This window comes from Nocardiopsis sp. CNZ308, assembly GCF_004217075.1.
The window spans coordinates 2,398,136-2,417,624 of the sequence record NZ_SHKJ01000001.1; the positions used below are offsets into that span (position 1 = coordinate 2,398,136).

Genomic DNA, 19,489 nt, shown 5'->3' on the forward strand with positions numbered 1-19,489 from the left:
TCGGTGCCCCAGGCGTGCCCGCACCCCCCGGGCCGCTCCGAACCAGACCCAGGAAGGTCGCCCCCATGACGTCCCATGCCCCCGACCGGCTCGACTCCCCCGAGACGCCTCCCCCTCCGGACCGCCGCTCCCCCGTCTGGGCGGCCCTGCGCCAACTCCTCCTACGCCTGCACTTCTACGCCGGAGTCCTCGTCGCGCCGTTCATCGCCGTGGCCGCCCTCACCGGACTGCTGTACGCGTACGCGCCGCAGCTGGAGCAGGTGCTCTACGCCGACCAGCTCCGCGTCACCCCCGGAGACAGCGCGCTGCCCCTCCAGGAACAGGTGGACACCGCGGTCGCGGCCCATCCCGAGGGAACGCTGAGCGCCGTGCGCCCGGGCACGTCCCCCGACGAGAGCACCCGCGTCCTGCTGGACGTGGAGGGCCTCCCCGAGAGTTACCGGCTCGCCGTCTTCGTCGACCCCTACGACGGCGAGGTCCTCGGCGAGACGACCAGCTACGGCAGCAGCGGCGCGCTGCCCGTGCGGTCGTGGCTGTCCGAACTCCACCGCCACCTGCACCTGGGCGAGTTCGGCCGCCTCTACGGCGAACTCGCCGCGAGCTGGCTGTGGGTGGTCGCTCTGGGCGGGGTCGTGCTGTGGACCGCGCGCCGGCGCAAGGCCCGCCGCCTGCGCCGCACCCTGCTGCCCGAGCCCTCCGCCAAGGGGCGGAACCGGACCATGTCCTGGCACGGGTCGCTCGGCGTCTGGGCCGTAATCGGCCTGCTGATGGTGTCCGCCACCGGGCTGACCTGGTCCCGGTTCGCCGGAGCCAACGTGACCGACATGCGGGTGGCCCTCGGCTGGACCACGCCGTCGCTGTCGGCGCCCGCCCCGTCGGAGCACGCGGACCACGAGGAGCAGGCGGACCACGCGGGGCATGAGGGCCACGGCGACCACGCGGACCACGGCTCGGCCGGACAGGACGTGGACCTGGACACGGTCCTGGAGTCGGTGCACGCCGCGGGGATCGACGGCCCGATGGAGATCTCGGTGCCCGTGGAGGAGGGCGCGCCCTTCACCGTCCAGGGGACCGGGCGGAGCTGGCCCGTGCACCAGGACGCGGCGGCCGTGGACGCGACGAGCGGTGAGGTGGTCGAGGAGCTGCGCTTCGAGGACCATCCCTTCGTCGCCAAGATGGCCACGTGGGGGATCGCCTTCCACATGGGCCTGCTGTTCGGCCTGCCGAACCAGCTCCTGCTGACGGGGATCGCCCTGTCCGCGCTCTTCCTCGTGTTCTGGGGCTATCGGATGTGGTGGCTGCGCCGCCCGACCCGGGACACCGCGTTCTCCATGGGACGGCCGCTCGCCCCGCGCGGGACCTGGCGGGGGCTGCCGTGGTGGTGCCTGGCCCTGGTCGCCGCGGCGGCGGTGGGCGTCGGCCTGTTCCTGCCGGTGTTCGGGGTCTCCCTGCTGGCCTTCCTCCTGGTGGACGCGGCCCTGGGCCTGCGGCGCGGGCGCACGCGCCCGGAGTCCGTCCCGGAGCCGTGACCGCGCCGCCGGGGCCGGACACACCCGACGCGTCCGGTCCCGGCGGGTCCGGTCGTCCGCGCAGGACCGCCGACGGGCGCGGATGAAGAGTTCCTCATGTTCGTTTCATCTCGTATTCCCCCGCGCCCGGAAGGCTCGGGGAGTATGAGATCACCACTGTTGTTGCTGTTAGCGGGCACCGTCGCGGCCTTCCTGGCCGCGGGGGCGGTCCTGGTGTGGGCGATGCCCGAGCGCACCCCGGACACCGCCGCCCCGGGTGAGGTCGTGGTCGGGGAGTCCCCCGGCGCCAGCCCCGCCCCTCCCTCCGACGAGGACGTCGTCGCTCCCCCTCCCCCGATCACCGACCACGACGGCGACGGGACCCCCGACGCCGAGGACCCCGACCACTCCGAGGCGTCGGCCGGACCCTCGCCGTCCCCCTCCTCGACTCCGAGTCAGACCCCCGCCCCCACCTGCGGCAACGGCGGCGACGATGATGATGACGACTGCGACGACGACAACGACGACAACGAGGGCGGCGACGATGACGACTGAGGGTCGTTTCGACGGGGACTCCCCGACCGAGGACCTCAGCGGCGTGGTCGGCGGGCACTCCTGGAGCGCGTCCGCGCACACCGACGTGAACTCCACCATGGTCATGAGGGGACCCCAGCCGGAGGTACCGCAGAAGCGGCGCATCCCCGCCAGGCTCCTCATCATGGCCTGGGTCGTCCTGCTGATGGCCGCCGTCCTCGTCCTGGTCAACATCCTCACCTGGAGCGCGCTCACCGCGCGCAACGACGAGCGCGTGGACGGGGCGCTGTCCCAGGAGATCGGCGAGTTCCAGGAGTTCGCCGCCGTGGGCGTGGACCCGAACACGGGGGAGCCCTTCACCGACGTCTCCACCCTCATCCGGCTCCACCTGGCCCGCCAGTACCCCGACCGGGCCGAGATCCTCTTCGGCTGGGTGGAGGAGTCGGCCTCCGGCGGCGGCGCGGGCGGCGCCCCGGACGCCGCGGCCCAGCCCGGGCGCATCCGCCAGGGCCAGGAGCCGCCCTTCGACGTGTCCGCGGATCCCGCGATGGTCGCGGAGGTCCTGGAGGCGTCCAGCGCCCGCGGCACCCTGGACACCCCCGCCGGTCCGATGCGCTGGGAGAAGATCCGCGCCCTGCCCCCGGGCGGCGGCACCGACGCCGAGGGCGCGGGGTGGTTCGTCATCGGCTACTTCACCGAGGCCGACGAGGACACGGTCACCTCCACCACGCAGACGATCGCGCTGGTCAGCCTGGCCGGGCTGATCGCCGCGAGCACCGCGGCCTGGTGGGTGGCGGGACGCTTCCTCGCACCCGTGCGCCTGGTCCGGCAGACGGCCGCGCACATCACCGAGGAGGACCTGACCCGGCGCATCGACGTGTCCGGTCGGGACGACATCGCCGCGCTCGCCGAGCAGTTCAACAGCATGCTGGACCGGCTGGAGGGCGCCTTCACCGCCCAGCGGCAGTTCGTGGACGACGCCGGGCACGAGCTGCGCACGCCCATCACCATCGTGCGCGGCCACCTGGAGCTGATGGGCGACGACCCCGAGGAGCGGCGCGAGGTCCTGCGCCTGGTCACCGACGAGCTGGACCGCATGAGCCGGATCGTGGAGGACCTGCTGCTGCTCGCCAAGGCCCAGCAGCCCGACTTCCTGCGCGAGGAGGAGGTGTCCCTGGCCGAGCTGACCAGCGACATCGACGCCAAGGTGCGCAGGCTCGGCGACCGCGACTGGCGACTGGAGTCGCTGGCCGAGGGGGTCGCCAGGCTCGACCCGCAGCGCGTCACCCAGGCCGTGGTGCAGCTGGCCGCCAACGCGGTGCGCCACACCGCGCCGGGGTCCACACTGCGTGTGGGCTCGGGGTTCAGCGGCGACGACGTGCTGTTCTGGGTCTCCGACCAGGGACCCGGTATCCCGGCCGAGGAGCACGGCCGGATCTTCGAGCGCTTCTCGCGGGGCAGCGGAGCGGCCAGGGGGGACCGGGGCGCCGGTCTGGGCCTGGCCATCGTCCGCGCCATCGCCGAGGCCCATCACGGACGGGTGGACCTGCGCTCCGCGCCGGGCGTCGGTTCGACGTTCACCCTCGTCATCCCCACCGGAAAGAGGTACGTGTGAGTCGCATCCTCATCGTCGAGGACGAGGAGCGGATCGCCTCGTTCGTCCGCAAGGGCCTGGACGCCAGCGGGTTCACCACCACCGTGGTGGGCACGGGGGCGGAGGCCGTGGACTACGCGGTGACCGGCGGGTTCGACCTGATGCTGCTGGACCTGGGCCTGCCGGACACCGACGGGTTCGACGTGCTGCGGCGCGTGCGCTCACTGGGCGTGGACATACCCGTGGTCATCCTGACCGCGCGCGACGGCGTGCGGGACACGGTGACCGGCCTGGAGATCGGGGCCGACGACTACGTCACCAAACCGTTCCGGTTCGAGGAGCTGCTGGCCCGGGTGCGGCTGCGGATGCGCAACGAGCGCCCCACCGAGCTGACGGTGCTGCGCGCGGGCGGCCTGGCCCTGGACCTGCGCACGCGGCGGGTGGCGGTGGAGGGGACGTCCGTGGACCTGACCGCGCGCGAGTTCTCCCTGCTGGAGCTGCTGATGCGGCACCCGGGCCAGGTGCTCACCAGGCAGCAGATGCTGTCGCACGTGTGGGGCTACGACTACGATCCCGGGTCGAACGTGGTGGACGTGTTCGTGCGGGCGCTGCGCCGCAAGGTGGGCGCGGAGAGGATCGTGACCGTGCGCGGGATGGGCTACCGGTTGACCGGGTGAAACGGGTGGCCCGGGCGGCCCTGTGCTGACTCGGGTGGCCCGGGTGGTCCGGGTCCCGAGCGACCGGCGTGACACGGACGACCCGGACCGCCCGGGCCATGAGCGGCCAGCGTGATACGGACGGCCCGGTGTGACCCCGGATGACCGGGGCGCTCCGGGTCGGCAGGGTCCCGGTGCGCGGCGGGCGATGTCCTGGTGACGAGGGGGCGGGGGTGTCGGTGACACCCCCGCCCCCTCGTCCGTGTCGCGGATGACCGGTGCGTGACAAACATGAGGGTTCCCTCATCCGCTCCTCATGGGTTCCTCACCGCCCGTCCAGAGGATGAACGCATGTTCTGGTTCGCACTGGCGGTCAACACGACCGCGATCATCGTCCTGTCCTACGCCATCTACTTCCGCCGCCACGGGCGCCGCGACCTGCTGCTGGCCTACGTGGCGCTCAACACCGGCATCTTCGCCGTGGTGTCCATGCTGACCAACCAGGAGGTCGGCCTGGCCGTCGGCTTCGGCCTGTTCGGCGTGCTGTCGATCCTGCGCCTGCGGTCGGACCTCATCAGCCAGGGCGAGATCGGCTACTACTTCACGGCGATCGCCCTGGGCCTGGTCAACGCGGTGGCGGCCCCGATGCCCTGGGTGCTGCTGGGCCTCAACGCCCTGCTGCTCACCGGCATGTACGCGGCCGACCACCCGCGCCTGCTCTCGCGGCACGAGCGCCGCATCCTGACCCTGGACGTGGTGCACGAGGACCCCGTGGCGCTGCGCCAGGACCTGGAGGCCCGGCTGCGCGGCCGGGTCACGAAGATCGAGGTCACCGAGGTCGACTACGTGCGCGACCTGATGGTCGTGGACGTGCGGTTCCAGGCGCCCCGGATCGCGTCGGTCCCGGGCCCCGGACGCGGGTTCGGGCAGGGCTTCACCTCCGTGGCGGGACGGACGGGACGCCGATGAGCACGGCCGCCCTCGCCCCTGCGGAAGCCCCCGTCACCGTGGAGAGACCCATGATCCTGGACGCCCTCGGACCCGTGGAAACGCCCGCTCCGGTGGATGTTCCCTCCCCGGTCCTGGCGGCGCTGCGCCCGATGTCGCTCGCCGAGATCAACGAGCGCGCCGCCCTGGTGACCCGGACCTGCCGCAAGTACCTGGTGCCCGTCGAGCTGCTGGAACCTCTGTTCGCGGCCGCCGGGGACCGGTTCGGGGTGCTGACCATCGACGGTCAGCGGGACTTCCAGTACTCGTCCACCTACTTCGACACTCCCGACCTGCGGACCTTCCACGACCACCGCCAGGGGCGGCGGGTGCGCTTCAAGGCCCGGACGCGCACGTACGTGGACACGGGGACGCGCATGTTCGAGATCAAGCTCAAGGGCGCGCGCGGGATCACCGACAAGACGCGGATCGCCTACACGGGGCCGCCGGACCGGATGACCCCCGAGGCCCGGCGGTTCCTGGACGACACCCTGCTCTCATACGGCATCGAGGCACCCGACGTGCTGGCCGCCAGCGCGGTGACCGACTACCGGCGCACGACGGTGGTGGCCTTCTCGGGTGAGGAGCGGGTGACGGTGGACACCGGCCTGGTCGGCTACCGGGCGGGCTGGTCGGTGCGGATGCTCCCGGAGGTGGTGCTGCTGGAGATCAAGACGCGCGGCGGGCTCACCGCGACCGAGCGCAGGCTGCACGAGCACGGGGTCCGGGAGGCGCGGTTCACCAAGTACGGGGCGACGGTGGCCGCTCTGGAGCCCCGGCTGCGGGGCAACCGGTGGCACCGGGCGATGGGCGCGTGCCTGGACCACCCGGCGCCGTGCGCCCTGGAGCGGGCGCGGGTGGGGACGGCGCCCGCCCTCCGACGGGGCCGTTGACGGGCACGGGAACCCGCACCGTCCGGGTCCGCCGGGTGGCCGACGGCCCGTCACCCCGCGTCTCGGGGCGCCGTTCCCTCCGTCCCCGCACGGAAAATCCGGATGCGCTCCCCGCCCCCGGTCTGTGACCATGTCCACCGCACGACAGAGGGAGGCCGGGATGCGGGACCAGGACGGGTGTCTGATCCTCTCGGGAATGCCCGGGGCCGGAAAGTCGACGGTGGCTCCGTTGGTGGCCGCACGGTATCCGCGTGCGGCCCACATCAGCGGGGACGTCCTGTCCTACATGGTCGTCCAGGGACGCGTCGGCTTCAACGGGCGGCCCGCGGAGGAGGCGCGGCGCCAGCTGCGGCTGTGCATGCGCAACATGTGCGACCTGGCGGCCAACTTCGCCGACAACGGCGTCTTCCCGGTCATCGAGTACACCATCGACAACCGCCGGATGCTGGACGCCATGGTGGAGATGCTGCGGCCCAGGCCGGTCATGTTCGTCGCCCTGTTCCCGCCCCTGGAGGTGTGCCGGCGGCGCAACGCCACGCGCGACCCCGAGCACCGCGTCGACTTCGACTTCGCGCCGTACTACCGGGCGATGCGGGAGGATCTGGGCGGAGTCGGCTGGTGGTTGGACACCGCGGCCCTCACTCCGGAGGAGACCGCCGACCTGATCCGCGCCCGCGCGCACGAGGAGGCACTCCTCTGACGGACCGGTACCGAGGCCCCGGAGCCCGACCGCGCGGGAAACGGCACCGGCGCGACGGGGGCGACGCTCTGAACTGGGGCGAGACCGACCCGAAGCTGTGGGGCGCGGTGAACGAGGTGGGCGCCCGGCCCGCCGAGGACCTCACGCCGATCTGCTTCCGAGGCCGGGCAGGTCCCCGGGGCGGATCGGACGGGGCCTCCGAACGCCTCGTGCACGAATACTTTCAATTCCGGCATGAGGGATTTTTTGGATGGGGCCATCATTGCGCACTGGCCCCTTTCTCATGCCCGCTGAGCTGGCACGACAGAGCCGGAACGAACTTTTTCCGGCCGCTTCGCGGAAAACGTGCTCCGCCCGAACAGACGTGCCCTAATCTGGCTGCGACCACACAACTGAACCCGCACGATGACCCCGCAACGGTTGATTGCCGTTCGGGGCCGTGGCCAGCAACATCCACCCTTTAGACACAAGGAATTGCCAGCATGCGCCAGTTTAGCGCTGCCCTTCTCAGCCGTGCCCTCGGCCCGCTGATCGCCCTCCTCTGCGCACCCTGCGGACGCCACTCCACGGTGGCCGGACGCCGCCGACGCCGCTCCACCCGCGTGCGACGCTACGTCCCCGCCCCTCCCCCGGCCCCGCTTCCGCCTCCCCGCCTGGCACCGCCCGGCACGCCCTTTCCGGCCGAGGACATCGCCCTGGTCAGGCCCTACTTCACCGCCCACGAGCGTTCGCGCGCCGCCGCGTCCGGCGTTCCCGTGCCCCGCGTCCCGGCACCCCGTGTTCCCGAACTCCACGCTCCTGTGCCCCGGATCCCCGCCGCGCCACGGGATCCCGAACTCGCCTCCGAGACGGAGGAGGTCCGGCGCGCGTTCGCCCTCGCCCTGGAACGCGCCGCCGCCCTGTGCCAGCAGTGGAAGGACGATCCCGGCGGCGATCTGCTCGGCGAACCCGCGCCCCGTTTCGGGGCGGTCAGGGGGCGGGACGCGTTCTCCGGCCTGCCGCACACCCGGCCCGTCCGGCAGCGCCAGACCGCATCCGCGTGACTTCAGCCCCGACAGCCCCGACAGCCCCGACAGCCCCGACGAGGAGACGTATGCCCGGCCGAGAACACTGGATGAGGGCTTGATGGCCTTGGACACCTACAAGTGGCAGAGCGACTTCACGCGCAAGTACGTCGGTATGGGCCGAGAAGAGGGTCGCGAAGAAGGCCGGGAAGAAGGCCGTGAGGAGGGCCGTACCGCCGAGGCGGCGAACAGCGTCCTGCTCTTCCTCGACGCACGCGGCCTGACCGTCTCCGACGAGGTCCGCCAGCGCGTCGAATCCCGCACCGACCTGGAGACCCCCCGGACGTGGATCCGTCGCGCCGGCGAGGCCGAGCGCGCGGAGGACGTCTTCGGCTGACACGCCCGCGACCAGCTCGAAGGTTTCACGTGAAACCTCGCTGAGCTGCGAGAACGAGGCAGCCACCGTCCCGTATCCGATCGGGACGGTGGCCTGTCGCGATGCCCCTCCCGCTACCGGAGGGACGCCGCGATCCTCCAGAGATTACCGGGTCGGGTTCCGCCGTTGACGGGACCTTCGCCCCTCAGGAGGAGGCGCTCAGGTCCACCCGGCGCAGCAGCTGGGCGTTGAGCGCCACTATGATCGTGGACAGGCTCATCAGCACCGCTCCCACGGCCGGGGCGAGCACGATCCCGACCGGCGCCAGCACCCCGGCGGCCAGCGGGACTGCGGCGACGTTGTACCCGGCGGCCCACACGAGGTTCTGCACCATCTTGCGGTAACCGGCCGCCGACAGCTCGCGGACCGCCACCACGCCGCGCGGGTCGTCCGAGGCCAGCACGACCCCGGCGGACTCGATCGCCACGTCGGTGCCCGCGCCGATCGCGATGCCGACGTCCGCCCTGGCCAGGGCGGGCGCGTCGTTCACACCGTCGCCGACCATCGCCACCCGGTTCCCCCTCGACTGGAGGTCGCGGACCACGGCGTCCTTCTGGTCGGGCAGGACCTGGGCGAAGACCTCGTCCAGGCCGAGCCGCTCGGCCACGGCGTCGGCCACGTTGCGGGCGTCGCCGGTCACCATCGCGACGCGCACGCACCGTTCCTGGAGCCGCCGGACGGCCTCGGCCGACTCGGGGCGGACCTCGTCGGCCAGCGCCAGGGCACCGGCCACCCCGCCGTCCACGACCACGTGCAGCACCGTCGCGCCGCGCTCGCGCCAGGGACCGGTGCGTCCGGCCAGCTCGTCCGGCTCGGTGAGACCGAGCGAATCCAGCAGGGACGGGCCGCCCACGTGCACGTCGGAGCCCTCGACCGAGGCGCGGACACCGCGCCCGGTCAGCGACCGGAAGCCGGTGGCGGCGGGCACCGCGCCCGCCTCCCGCGCCGCCCGGACGATCGCCCTGGCGAGCGGGTGCTCGGAGTCGGCCTCGACCGCACCGGCCAGGGCCAGCACCCGATCGGAGGTGTGTCCGGAGGCGGCGACGGTGTCGGTGACGGCGGGGGCGCCCCTGGTCAGGGTGCCGGTCTTGTCGAAGAGCACGGTGTCCACGAGGCGGGTGCGCTCCAGGGCCATGCGGTCCTTGACCAGGATGCCGTTGCGGGCGGAGACGGCCGTGGAGATCGCGATGACCAGCGGGATCGCCAGCCCCAGGGCGTGCGGGCAGGCGATGACGAGGACGGTCACGGTGCGTTCGACGGCCTCGGTGACCTCACCGAGCAGGGTCCACACGGCGGCCGTGAGCACGGCGGCGACCAGGGCGAACCAGAACAGGAGGGCGGCGGCCCGGTCGGCGAGCGCCTGCGAGCGCGAACGGGACTCCTGCGCCTCGCTGACGAGCCGCTGGATGCCGGCCAGGGCGGTGTCCTCGCCGACGGCGTCGACGCGGACCCGGACGGCGGAGTCGGTGGCGACGGTCCCGGCGACGACACGGTCGCCCTCGGAGCGGGTGACCGTGCGGGACTCGCCGGTGATCATCGACTCGTCCACGGCGGCGCGGCCCTCGACCACGGTGCCGTCGGCCGGGACGCGCCCGCCGGAGCGCACCAGAACGGTGTCGCCGGTGCGCAGGTCGGCGAGGCCCACCTCCTCGACCCCGCCGTCGGTGCCGACCCTCTCGGCGCGGTCGGGCAGGAGCGCGGCCAGGGCCTCCAGGGCGCCGGACGCCTGGCCGAGGGCGCGCATCTCCAGCCAGTGGCCGAGGAGCATGACCACGACCAGCAGGACCAGTTCCCACCAGAAGTCGAGTTCCATGCCCACCACGCCGAACGTGGCGAGCACGCTGGAGCCGAAGGCGACGGTGATCGCCATGGCGACCAGGGTCATCATGCCGGGCCTGCGCCCGCGGAGCTCGCCGACGACGCCGGAGAGGAAGGGCCAGCCGCCGTAGAGGTAGACGACCGTGCCGAGGATCGGCGGCACCCAGGTCAGCGCGGAGGGGACCTGGTAGCCGAGCCAGCCGGAGACCATGTGGCTGGTGAGGACCACGGGAACGCTGAGCAGCAGGCTCCACCAGAAGCGGGCCCGGAACATCGCGGCGTGGTCCCCGTGACCACCGTGGCCTCCGTGCCCGCCATGGCCTCCGTGACCGGCGTGTTCACCGTGTCCCGGGGCGTCTCCGCGACCCTCATGAGCGGTGTGCTCACCGTGTGCGGAGGCACCCGCGTGCGCGGTGTGGTCGCCGTGGTCGTCGCGCGGACCGTGACCCGAGGTGCCCGTGCGCCCGGCACGCCCCTCGGAGCCCTCGTCCAGCCCCCGGGCCCGGTCACCTCCGCGGCCGTGCGGCCCGTGTTCACCTGCGGTCATGTCGTTCTCCCCCTCATTCTCGCAACATACCCCTTAGGGGTATCCACGGGACAGACGCCCACCCCGTCGGCGTGTCACTACCAGCAATATACCCCCATGGGGTATTCCCACAAGGGGTGACGGCGCACTCCCCGTTCTCGAACCGACCTCTCCCACTGCGGTCCCGCCTCTCCGGAGGCAACGGGGCGGTCCGCGCCCAACCCCGGACCCGGGCGTCCGGCACGGCGCCACCCAGACCGGCAGCCCGACGCGGCACCCCGCGAACAGCGCGGCCCCGCACAGCGCCGCCCGGGTTCCCTCCCGGGACGCTGGGGTAGGCCGGTGCCGAGTGGACCTGGAGGGACACCATGGCCGGACGCGAGATCGACGAACGCGGGCTCCTGAGCGGCCCGAACACCACCGAACGCCCCCGGGCCACGAGCACGGCGGTCTACACGGCCCACTTCGACGCGCCGCCCGACCGGGTCTTCGCGTTCTGCACGAGCCGGTCTGGCCTGGAGGACTCCATGCCCGGAGGGGTGCGCGTCCTGCGCTGGCCCGAGGCGGGCTTCGCCGAGGGCGAGACGATGGTGATGCGCTGGCGCCTGGCCGGGCTCCTCCCCGTACGCTGGGTCGGCGTCATCGACTCCTTCGAGGAGGGCGACCACTTCACCGATCTCCAGCTGCGCGGTATGTTCCGGTACTTCCGGCACACGCACACGACGGCACCCGAGGGGGCCGGGACCGCCTACACGGACCGGGTGGAATTCGCCAGCCTCTTCGGTCCCATTGTGGACAGAACCGTACTAAGGTTTGTGATGGACCGGATGTTCCTGCAACGTCTGGCCCGCATGCGGGAACTGGTGGAGGCCGGAGCCTGACCGCGGGGAGCCCTCCCGGCTCCCCCACGTCAGTTCCACGGACCCGCCAGCGCCCCCACCAGCACGTACGCGGAGGCGTCGACACGTCGGCGCACCCGGCACCGTCCCGGACGGGCGTCGGGACCGCGGACAAGCGCGGCGCCCGCCGGACCGGGTCCGACGGGCGCGGTGCCACGGGTGGGAGAGCGGCTCAGCCCCTCGCGGGAAGCGCGCCGTCCCCCTCTCCGTACCAGGGCCACCACTGCGTGGTGCGCCCGGACGGGATCATCCGGTCCAGCCGGATGGTCACCCGCAGGGCGAAACCGCCCGCGACCATCCCCGCCACCAGATCCGTGAACCAGTGGAAGTGCAGGTAGATCGAGACGATGGACTGGAGCAGGGCGATGCCGACGATGCAGTACGCCAGGCGCCGGATGATGTGCGGACGGGCCGCCCCGAACCGGATGATCAGGAAGAGCACCAGGCCGTAGATGAGGATCGCGTTCGCCCCGTGCCCGGACGGGAAGGCCACGTTGCCCGGCCCCATGAAGAAGTCGGGGTTGAACTCCTTGGCGTGCCCCCGGTTGATGGCCAGCTTCATCACCGACACCAGGGACATCATCCCCACGACGCCGACCGCGCCCAGCACGATCGGACGCCAGCTGCGATGCCAGTAGGCCAGCTGGAGCGCGGTGACGCCCAGGACCGGCAGCGCGACCGCACGGGAGGCGACGGTGTCCGGCCACAGGATCATGGGCTCGCGGAGCGTGTCCCAGTAGGGCCGGGGCAGCTCGTTCAGGAAGTTGTCGACCGGGTGCAGCGGCCCCGCGGCCAGCATCGTCATGACGAGCAGCGCCACGGCGAGCATGATGGCGACGCGGTCGGACGCGATGCCCCACGCGATCTCGCTCACACTGGGCCAGCGGACCGGGCGCACGACGGGCCGCCCAGGGTCGTACACGGTGGTACGCACCATGGGGATCGGCCCGCTGTAGGGTCCCGGGAGCGGTGTCGCCCGCTCTTGCCTGTCGTGTGGCTCGGTCAACTGCCTCGCCCGTGGATGTCGTCGTGTCCTCGAAGAGTGCGTCATGTGCTCAGTGCTGTCTCACACGTCGTGGGCTTGCCTGTGGCACTTGTGAAGCGTGGGGGACGGGCTAGCCGTGGTTACTGGAACTGATCTGACGTCCTCAGCGCCGACTCGGAGTGGACATGACGGAGAGTTCACTACTCTCCGCCCACTCCGTTCGACGGCCGGTCCTTCGGGCTGGTTCACTACGTCGTGACCGGCCTCTGGGCAGGATCGGCGTCCGAGGAACAAGGGGTGTCGACAGTGGCGTCTGCGGTGCGCCTGATGCCCGGCCCGAACCAGTCGGCGCGGACCGCTCGGGCGCGGGTGAAGGCGGCGCGGGTCGGGGCGCCTCATCGAACTCCTCGTCGTTATGCGCGTCACGCTCCGTACAGCTTTGTGTGAATATTGCCGACAGATGAGCCTACCTGGACAGTTCCCCCCGTCGGTGGTGTGGTGGCCCACGTACGTTCGCCGCCACCTCGGACTTTGCCCCACGCCCCGGCACTGGACGTTGGCGGTTCACCGCCATGCGACCTGTTCGTGAGCCTTCTGTTAGCGGTTCGAGGCCTGCTGTCCGGTTGACCCGCAGGGGTGTGGCACTCTTCAAGGAGTTTGTACGACGCTGAGTGAGCCGGTCCGCGCACGGGCCGTGTGCTGGACGTGGAACGGAAGGGCTCTGGATGGTCGACCTGCCCCAGCTGCCGGATGATCCCTCCAAGCTGGCTCGCGAGCCGCTCAGGGAGCAGATCCGGCAGGTACTGGTCGAGGGCCTGCTGTCCGGTCGCTGGCAGCCCGGCGAGCGGATCGTGGAACGCCGCGTCGCCACGGAGCTGAGGGTGAGCCAGGCCCCGGTGCGCGAGGCGCTGCGCGAGCTGGAGACCCTGCGCCTGATCGAGACCGTCCCCAACAAGGGCGCCCGGGTGCGGGCCTTCGGGGTCCAGGACATGGCGGAGATCTACCCCGTGCGCGCCGGACTGGAGCTGGTCGCGGCGCAGTTGGCCGCGCCCCGGCTGGCCGACGACCCCTCCCCCCTGGAGCGGGAGGTGGAGGCGCTCCAGCGGGCGACCGCCCGGGGCGACGTGTCCGAGCAGATCCGGCACAGCGTGGAGTTCCACCGCGAGGTCGTGCGCGCCGCCCGCAACAGCGTGCTGCTGCACACCTGGGAGTCGCTGGGCGTGGAGGTGTGGACCGCGCTGTCGGTGCGCTGGCTGAACATGGAGCTGCACGCCAAGGCCGCCGACCACGCCCAGATCACGCGCGCCTTCATCGAGGGCGACCCCTCGGTGGGCCAGATGCTCAGCGACCACGTGCTCAACTACGTGGAGGCGGCGCTGAAGTCCCACGAGAGCGCCCGCTGACCCCTGGCCCCTCCGCCGCCCGATGCCACCGGCCCGTGGGGGCGCGGTGACCTGCCCCGTCGCACCGAAACCGGACCTTCTGGCATAGAGTTGTATTGATCGATCATCGATCAGACCGTAGAGTGTGCGCGACACACATCACACACGAGCGGACCCCTCCCGGGCAAGCGGAGTCGTTCATCCGGCCGGTGGACGAACCCGTGCGACCGGCACCGCCGCGTCGGGCCACGAACGCATACGCCGGTGCAGACCGGGAAGCAATGCGGCAGGGGTTCTGCGGACAACTGCACACGAGACCCCACCAGCGCTTCGTGTCCGGGGGAGGACGAGCCACCTTCCCCCGGGACGCGCCCCGCAACAGCCACAGAGCGCCGCCACCGCATGAGCCGGGTGGCTGCGCACGCCACGGTCGCACCCGACAGCGCGGCCACGGCGGGCCTGGTACCCCGGTCCACAGACCCGGGGCCCCAGGCCTTCTCGTACGTAGAAAGGCACACCATGGCTGACACGGCCAAGCCGAAGGGCCGCCCCGCCAGGTCCTCAGGGACCCGGCGGCGCACCACCCGCAAGGACACCTCCCCCGGCCTCGCTGACGAGAAGCCCGACACCCTGCTCGACTACTACCGCCAGATGCTGTTCATCCGGCGGTTCGAGGAGCGCACGGCCCAGGCCTACACCCAGGCCAGGATCGGCGGCTACTGTCACCTCAACCTCGGCGAGGAGGCCACGGTCGTCGGCCTGATGACCGCCCTCCAGGAGCGCGACTACCTGTTCACGAACTACCGTGACCACGGGTACGCGATCGGCAAGGGCATGGACCCCAAGCGGGTCATGGCCGAGCTCTACGGGCGCGTCGACGGCGTGTCCAAGGGCTGGGGCGGCTCGATGCACATGTACGACACCGAGACCCGCATGCTCGGCGGCTACGGCATCGTCGGCGGGCAGCTGCCGCTGGCCGCCGGCGCCGCGCTGGCCGTCTCCTACCGGGGCGGCGACGAGGTCGTCATGTGCCAGATGGGCGACGGCACCACCAACATCGGCGCCTGGCACGAGACGCTCAACATCGCCAAGCTGTGGAACCTGCCGATCGTCTTCGTGGTGATCAACAACTTCACCGGCATGGGCACCACGGTCGAGATGTCCTCCGCCGAGCCCGAGCTGTACAAGCGCGGCTCCGCCTTCCGCATCGAGGGCGAGCGCGTGGACGGCCGCGACGTGCTCGCGGTCCGCGACACCGCGTCCAGGCTCATCGAGCGCGCCCGCGAGGAGCAGACCCCGTTCCTGCTGGAGGCGTGGAGTTACCGGATGAAGGGCCACTCCGTGGTCGACCCGGCCAAGTACCGCACCGACGAGCAGAAGGACGAGGCGCGGTCGGAGGAGAACGACCCGATCGCCCTGTTCGAGGCCAGGCTCACCGAGGAGGGCCTCCTCACCGACGAGCTGCGCGAGGAGATCGCCGCCTCCGTCAAGGCCGAGGTGACCGAGGCCGCGGACTTCGCCGAGAACAGCCCGCACCCGGAGGTCTCCACCCTCTTCGACTACACCTACGCCACCCCGGTGCCCAACGAGTCCACCCGCATGCCCGCCGACCCGGTGTTCGCGGAGTAGGGAAGGAACCCACATGTCTGTGATCACTTACCGCCAGGCTCTGCGGGACACCCTTCGCGCCGAGATGGTCCGCGACGAGAACGTCCTCGTCATGGGCGAGGAGATCGGCGTCTTCGAGGGCTCCTACAAGATCACCGAGGGCCTGCTCAAGGAGTTCGGCCCGCGCAGGGTCAAGGACACCCCGATCGCCGAGGAGGGCTTCGTCGGCGCGGCCGTCGGCGCGGCCATGCTGGGCCTGCGCCCGGTCGTCGAGCTGATGACGATCAACTTCTCGCTGATCGCCATCGACCAGATCATCAACCACGCCGCCAAGATCTACGGCATGTTCGGCGGACAGACGAGCGTGCCCATGGTCATCCGCACGCCCGGCGGCGGCGGCCAGCAGCTCGGCGCCACGCACTCGCAGAACATCGAGCTGTTCTACTCGTTCATCCCCGGCCTGAAGGTGCTCGCTCCCAGCACCCCGGCCGAGGCCTCGCAGATGCTGCGCGCGGCGATCCGCGACGACGACCCGGTCCTGTTCCTGGAGAACCTGGGCCTGTACAACTCCAAGGGCGAGGTCCCCGACGACTACGCCGAGCCGGAGAACGACACCGTCGCCACGATCGGCCGCGCCAAGGTCACCCGCGAGGGCAGCGACATCACCCTCATCGGTTACTCCCGGATGGCCATGGTCGCGACCCAGGTCGCCGAGAAGCTGGCCGAGGAGGACATCGACGTCGAGGTCGTCGACCTGCGCAGCCTGCGCCCGCTGGACCGCCAGACCTTCGTGGACTCGGTCAAGAAGACCGGCTCCGCGGTGATCTGCGAGGACGACTGGCTGACCTACGGGATCGGCGCGGAGATCGCCGCCTCGATCCAGGAGGGCGCCTTCGACTACCTCGACGCCCCGGTCCGCCGGGTGGCGATGGCGGAGGTCCCCATGCCCTACGCCAAGCCGCTGGAGACGGCGGCCCTGCCGTCGGTCGAGTCGATCAGCACCGCCATCAAGGAGACCCTGAGCGCCGTCGGCAAACGGGTCGGGTAGAGGGAGTTTCAAGCATGAGCGAGATCCAGATGCCGCGCCTCTCCGACACCATGGAGGAAGGCGTCATCAGCACGTGGGTCAAGAACGTGGGCGACAAGGTCGCCTCCGGTGACGTCCTGGTCGAGATCGAGACCGACAAGGCCGTCATGGAGTACGAGGCCTACGAGGACGGCTACCTGGTCAAGCAGTCCGTCTCCGAGGGCGAGACGGTGCCGATCGGCGCGGTCATCGGCGTGATCGCCGACTCCCCGGACGCGGTACCCGAGGACTCCGGCGACGGCGGCTCGGAGCCCGAGGCCGCGCCCGCCGAGGAGGAGCAGGGCGAGAAGGCGGAGGAGATCCGGGAGGCCGCCGAGGGCACCGAGGCCGAGAGCGCCGGGGAGTCCGCCGACTCCTCCGGCGATGAGGCCGCGCGCCCGCGCACCTCCCCGCTGGCCCGGCGTCTGGCCAAGGAGTACGGCCTGGACATCAACAAGATCCAGGGGTCGGGCCCCAAGGGCCGGATCGTGCGCGCCGACATCGAGGCCGCCCGGGAAGGCGGTGCCGCCGAGCAGGCCGCACCCGCCGCGCAGTCCAAGGAGGAGGCCGAGCCCGCCGCGGAGAAGGCGACGACCACTCCCGCCTTCGACGACGGCCGCGCCTCCGAGGAGCTCAAGGTCAGCAACGTGCGCAAGGTGATCGCGCGCCGCCTGACCGAGAGCAAGCAGACGGTGCCGCACTTCTACCTGCGCCGCACGATCGACGCCGAGGCGCTCAAGGCCTTCCGCGCGCAGATCAACGAGCAGCTGTCCAGCACGGGCGTGAAGGTCAGCTTCAACGACCTGATCGTCAAGGCCAGCGCGACGGCGCTGAAGCTGCACCCGGCGGTGAACACCTCGTGGGTGGACGACAAGCTGCTCCAGCACCACCGGGTCAACGTGGGTGTGGCCGTGGCCGTGGACGCCGGGCTCGTGGTGCCGGTGCTGCACGACACCGACAAGGCGACGCTGTCGGAGATCTCCACGCGCACGCGCGAGCTGGCGGGCAAGGCCCGTGACGGCAAGCTCAAGCCGCAGGAGATGAGCGGCGGCACGTTCAGCGTGTCCAACCTGGGCATGTTCGGCGTGGACAGCTTCTCCGCGGTGATCAACCCGCCGGAGGCGGCCATCCTCGCGGTCGGCGCGATGCGCCAGGAGCCGGTGGTCGTGGACGGCGAGGTCGTCGTGCGCAACCGGATCTCCCTGGAGCTGTCGGTGGACCACCGCGCGGTGGACGGCGCCGTGGGCGCCGCGTTCCTCAAGGACCTCGCGGAGATCCTGGAAGAGCCGATGCGGATCATCCTGTAGCGTCCGGCGCTCGGTACACGCGACGCCCCGGCCGGGAACGGCCGGGGCGTCCGTCGTTCCCGGACCCGCGCGTCCGGGCGGGCGCGGCGGCTTCTGTCCACAGGCTGTGGACAAGTGGACGCGGAGACATGCCGACGAGTCGACACGGCGACGAAGCGACAGGGTGACAGAGTGACAGGGCGGCGCCCGCACCGTTCCGACGCCGATGGTCCCGGCGTGGCGGCCACCGCCGTCCACAGGCTGTGGACAGCCGGACGAGCATGCGGCAGGAGAACACGTCACCAGGGCGATGCGGCGGCCTGACCGGTTCGGCCGTCCGCGCCCGCGGGGGCCCGCCTTCCCCGGCCGGGCCCACGACAAAGCCCCGGGCGCGTGGAACAGAGGCGGCACCGGGGCGTTCTCCGCAAAGATAGCCTCTCCGCATGCCTGGTGTCGATGATGACGTTGACCTCGTGTGGAGTCGGCTCTCCGAGCCCCGGATGGCCCCCTACCTGGACATGACCGGGGGCGACAGACGCGCCGCCCTCGCGGTGTACGAGTGGAGCGGCCGCATGGCCGCGGCGGCGTTCGAGGACGTCGGCCACCTCGAAGTCCTGCTGCGCAACACCCTGGACCGCTGCCTGCGCGACCACTACCGGGAGGACACCAGCGGCATCCCCTGGTTCCTCACGCCCGTACCCGGCGGCGAGTACGTCGGCGAGGCCGTGGAGTTCGTGCGCCAGCGCCTGCGCGGGAACACCACGCGCTTCCCCGCCCCGCGCGAGACGCGCGACCAGATCGTGGCGGGCCTGACCTTCGGGTTCTGGTCCGGCCTCGTGGGCGCCAGGTACGAGCAGCTCTGGCGCGACTGCCTGCACCGGGCCTTTCCGCACTCCTCGGGGCAGCGCAAGCAGGTCTCCGTCGCCCTGGACGGGGTGCACAAGTTCAGGAACCGCCTGGCCCACCACGACTCCATGCTCAACGTCGACGTCCCCTTCGAGATCCGGCGGGTCTTCGAGGCGGCCGGGTACATCGACCCCCGGGTGGCCGCCTGGCTCAGGCGGCGCAGCCGGGCGCTGCGGGTGTACCGGCAGCGCCCGGTCGACACCGAGGACACCGTGGTCGTGACCGCCGACGACGCCTGGCCGCTCTACCGGGAGTGCCACGCCTACGTCTGCCGGGCGGGCCGCTTCTTCCGGGACGTGGAGCGGATCGCCTTCCACACCGACGGGGAGGTCAAGGCCGCGGTACCCGCGATCGTCCACCGGCGCGACCAGGTCGAGTGGACCCCCGGAGCCGCCGCACGGCTCCTGGCCTCGCCGGACGGCGACGACCGCAGGATCGCCGAGGTCATCCGCGCCTCCCGGGCCCTGGGATGGCGGGAGGGCCGCTACCAGGTCTTCCTCCTGACACGCGACGGAGACGCCCGCCACCGCGAGCTACCGGCCGGGCTGCCACACGAGCGGACCGGGGACGGAGCCGCCTTCACCCGGGACCAGCGCTACACCTCACTGCACGTCCTCCAGGCGGCGGAGACGACGGCGGACCTGTGATCGCGCCTGCCCGCGCGCGTTGTCCACAACCTGTGGACAACGACCCGACGCACC

General features: G+C 71.7%; 17 protein-coding genes. 15 read left to right on the forward strand and 2 right to left on the reverse strand.

All coding sequences use genetic code 11. The annotated features are described in order from the left end of the window. The first annotated feature begins 65 nt into the window (after positions 1–65). From EV372_RS10400 to EV372_RS10450, 9 genes are all read left to right on the forward strand, one after another. Positions 66–1,529, forward strand: coding sequence for a PepSY-associated TM helix domain-containing protein (locus EV372_RS10400; protein WP_130395853.1), 1,464 nt, complete (start codon positions 66–68; stop codon positions 1,527–1,529). A gap of 144 nt (positions 1,530–1,673) precedes the next feature. Next, a complete protein-coding gene (locus EV372_RS10405; protein WP_130395854.1) occupies positions 1,674–2,063 on the forward strand; it encodes a hypothetical protein in 390 nt (129 codons plus the stop codon). Then, positions 2,053–3,657 (forward strand): sensor histidine kinase, encoded by a 1,605-nt coding sequence (locus EV372_RS10410; protein ID WP_130395855.1) that lies wholly within the window; start codon positions 2,053–2,055, stop codon positions 3,655–3,657. The genes EV372_RS10405 and EV372_RS10410 overlap by 11 nt, the downstream gene beginning before the upstream one ends. Beyond that, positions 3,654–4,313 carry a response regulator transcription factor gene (locus tag EV372_RS10415; RefSeq protein ID WP_013155784.1) on the forward strand — a complete coding sequence of 220 codons (660 nt, stop codon included), beginning with the start codon at positions 3,654–3,656 and terminating at the stop codon, positions 4,311–4,313. Before EV372_RS10410 ends, EV372_RS10415 begins: the two co-directional genes overlap by 4 nt. 330 nt (positions 4,314–4,643) lie before the next feature. Beyond that, positions 4,644–5,261: a DUF4956 domain-containing protein gene (locus EV372_RS10425; protein WP_130395857.1), complete on the forward strand. Its 618-nt coding sequence runs from the start codon at positions 4,644–4,646 to the stop codon at positions 5,259–5,261. A gap of 50 nt (positions 5,262–5,311) precedes the next feature. Further along, positions 5,312–6,172, forward strand: coding sequence for a polyphosphate polymerase domain-containing protein (locus tag EV372_RS10430; RefSeq protein ID WP_253795699.1), 861 nt, complete (start codon positions 5,312–5,314; stop codon positions 6,170–6,172). Between the two features lie 130 nt (positions 6,173–6,302). Further along, positions 6,303–6,872, forward strand: coding sequence for an AAA family ATPase (locus EV372_RS10435; protein ID WP_486484124.1), 570 nt, complete (start codon positions 6,303–6,305; stop codon positions 6,870–6,872). Positions 6,873–7,354: 482 nt separating this feature from the next. Beyond that, positions 7,355–7,915: a hypothetical protein gene (locus tag EV372_RS10445; RefSeq protein WP_130395860.1), complete on the forward strand. Its 561-nt coding sequence runs from the start codon at positions 7,355–7,357 to the stop codon at positions 7,913–7,915. A gap of 82 nt (positions 7,916–7,997) precedes the next feature. Then, positions 7,998–8,273, forward strand: coding sequence for a hypothetical protein (locus EV372_RS10450; protein ID WP_253795705.1), 276 nt, complete (start codon positions 7,998–8,000; stop codon positions 8,271–8,273). Positions 8,274–8,457: 184 nt separating this feature from the next. Here EV372_RS10450 and EV372_RS10455 read toward each other — a convergent pair whose 3' ends face one another. Continuing rightward, the gene (locus EV372_RS10455) at positions 8,458–10,404 is read right to left on the reverse strand and encodes a heavy metal translocating P-type ATPase (protein ID WP_130398856.1); all 1,947 of its coding nucleotides are present in this window, start codon (positions 10,402–10,404) and stop codon (positions 8,458–8,460) included. A 620-nt stretch (positions 10,405–11,024) separates the two neighbouring features. Here EV372_RS10455 and EV372_RS10460 point away from each other — a divergent pair. Then, positions 11,025–11,537, forward strand: a complete 513-nt coding sequence (locus EV372_RS10460) for an SRPBCC family protein (RefSeq protein WP_130395861.1) — start codon at positions 11,025–11,027, stop codon at positions 11,535–11,537. Positions 11,538–11,727: 190 nt separating this feature from the next. On the opposite strand, the gene EV372_RS10465 is transcribed toward EV372_RS10460, so the two are convergent. Beyond that, complete coding sequence (locus tag EV372_RS10465) at positions 11,728–12,492, reverse strand: phosphatase PAP2 family protein (RefSeq protein WP_130395862.1); 765 nt, start codon at positions 12,490–12,492, stop codon at positions 11,728–11,730. A 773-nt stretch (positions 12,493–13,265) separates the two neighbouring features. On the opposite strand from EV372_RS10465, the gene EV372_RS10470 reads away from it, so the two are divergent. The 5 genes from EV372_RS10470 (at position 13,266) to EV372_RS10490 (ending at position 19,435) form a co-directional block, all read left to right on the forward strand. Continuing rightward, entirely contained in the window at positions 13,266–13,943 is a 678-nt protein-coding gene (locus tag EV372_RS10470; protein ID WP_130395863.1) for a GntR family transcriptional regulator, read from the forward strand. A gap of 498 nt (positions 13,944–14,441) precedes the next feature. Next, positions 14,442–15,551 carry a pyruvate dehydrogenase (acetyl-transferring) E1 component subunit alpha gene (gene pdhA / locus EV372_RS10475; protein WP_019609478.1) on the forward strand — a complete coding sequence of 370 codons (1,110 nt, stop codon included), beginning with the start codon at positions 14,442–14,444 and terminating at the stop codon, positions 15,549–15,551. 13 nt (positions 15,552–15,564) lie between these two features. Further along, positions 15,565–16,578 (forward strand): alpha-ketoacid dehydrogenase subunit beta, encoded by a 1,014-nt coding sequence (locus EV372_RS10480; protein ID WP_013155796.1) that lies wholly within the window; start codon positions 15,565–15,567, stop codon positions 16,576–16,578. Positions 16,579–16,592: 14 nt separating this feature from the next. Further along, positions 16,593–17,903 carry a dihydrolipoamide acetyltransferase family protein gene (locus tag EV372_RS10485; RefSeq protein ID WP_130395864.1) on the forward strand — a complete coding sequence of 437 codons (1,311 nt, stop codon included), beginning with the start codon at positions 16,593–16,595 and terminating at the stop codon, positions 17,901–17,903. 422 nt (positions 17,904–18,325) lie between these two features. Next, positions 18,326–19,435 (forward strand): hypothetical protein, encoded by a 1,110-nt coding sequence (locus EV372_RS10490; protein ID WP_486484125.1) that lies wholly within the window; start codon positions 18,326–18,328, stop codon positions 19,433–19,435. Positions 19,436–19,489: the final 54 nt, after the last annotated feature.

Coding starts and splice junctions, on each gene's coding strand:
- EV372_RS10490 (WP_486484125.1), top strand. CDS start 18,326: ATGCCTGGTGTCGATGATGACGTTGACCTCGTGTGGAGTCGGCTCTCC.
- EV372_RS10455 (WP_130398856.1), bottom strand. CDS start 10,404: ATGTTCCGGGCCCGCTTCTGGTGGAGCCTGCTGCTCAGCGTTCCCGTG.
- EV372_RS10450 (WP_253795705.1), top strand. CDS start 7,998: ATGGCCTTGGACACCTACAAGTGGCAGAGCGACTTCACGCGCAAGTAC.
- EV372_RS10485 (WP_130395864.1), top strand. CDS start 16,593: ATGAGCGAGATCCAGATGCCGCGCCTCTCCGACACCATGGAGGAAGGC.
- EV372_RS10410 (WP_130395855.1), top strand. CDS start 2,053: ATGACGACTGAGGGTCGTTTCGACGGGGACTCCCCGACCGAGGACCTC.
- pdhA (WP_019609478.1), top strand. CDS start 14,442: ATGGCTGACACGGCCAAGCCGAAGGGCCGCCCCGCCAGGTCCTCAGGG.
- EV372_RS10465 (WP_130395862.1), bottom strand. CDS start 12,492: ATGGTGCGTACCACCGTGTACGACCCTGGGCGGCCCGTCGTGCGCCCG.
- EV372_RS10470 (WP_130395863.1), top strand. CDS start 13,266: ATGGTCGACCTGCCCCAGCTGCCGGATGATCCCTCCAAGCTGGCTCGC.
- EV372_RS10460 (WP_130395861.1), top strand. CDS start 11,025: ATGGCCGGACGCGAGATCGACGAACGCGGGCTCCTGAGCGGCCCGAAC.
- EV372_RS10435 (WP_486484124.1), top strand. CDS start 6,303: ATGTCCACCGCACGACAGAGGGAGGCCGGGATGCGGGACCAGGACGGG.
- EV372_RS10430 (WP_253795699.1), top strand. CDS start 5,312: ATGATCCTGGACGCCCTCGGACCCGTGGAAACGCCCGCTCCGGTGGAT.
- EV372_RS10480 (WP_013155796.1), top strand. CDS start 15,565: ATGTCTGTGATCACTTACCGCCAGGCTCTGCGGGACACCCTTCGCGCC.
- EV372_RS10400 (WP_130395853.1), top strand. CDS start 66: ATGACGTCCCATGCCCCCGACCGGCTCGACTCCCCCGAGACGCCTCCC.
- EV372_RS10445 (WP_130395860.1), top strand. CDS start 7,355: ATGCGCCAGTTTAGCGCTGCCCTTCTCAGCCGTGCCCTCGGCCCGCTG.
- EV372_RS10405 (WP_130395854.1), top strand. CDS start 1,674: ATGAGATCACCACTGTTGTTGCTGTTAGCGGGCACCGTCGCGGCCTTC.
- EV372_RS10425 (WP_130395857.1), top strand. CDS start 4,644: ATGTTCTGGTTCGCACTGGCGGTCAACACGACCGCGATCATCGTCCTG.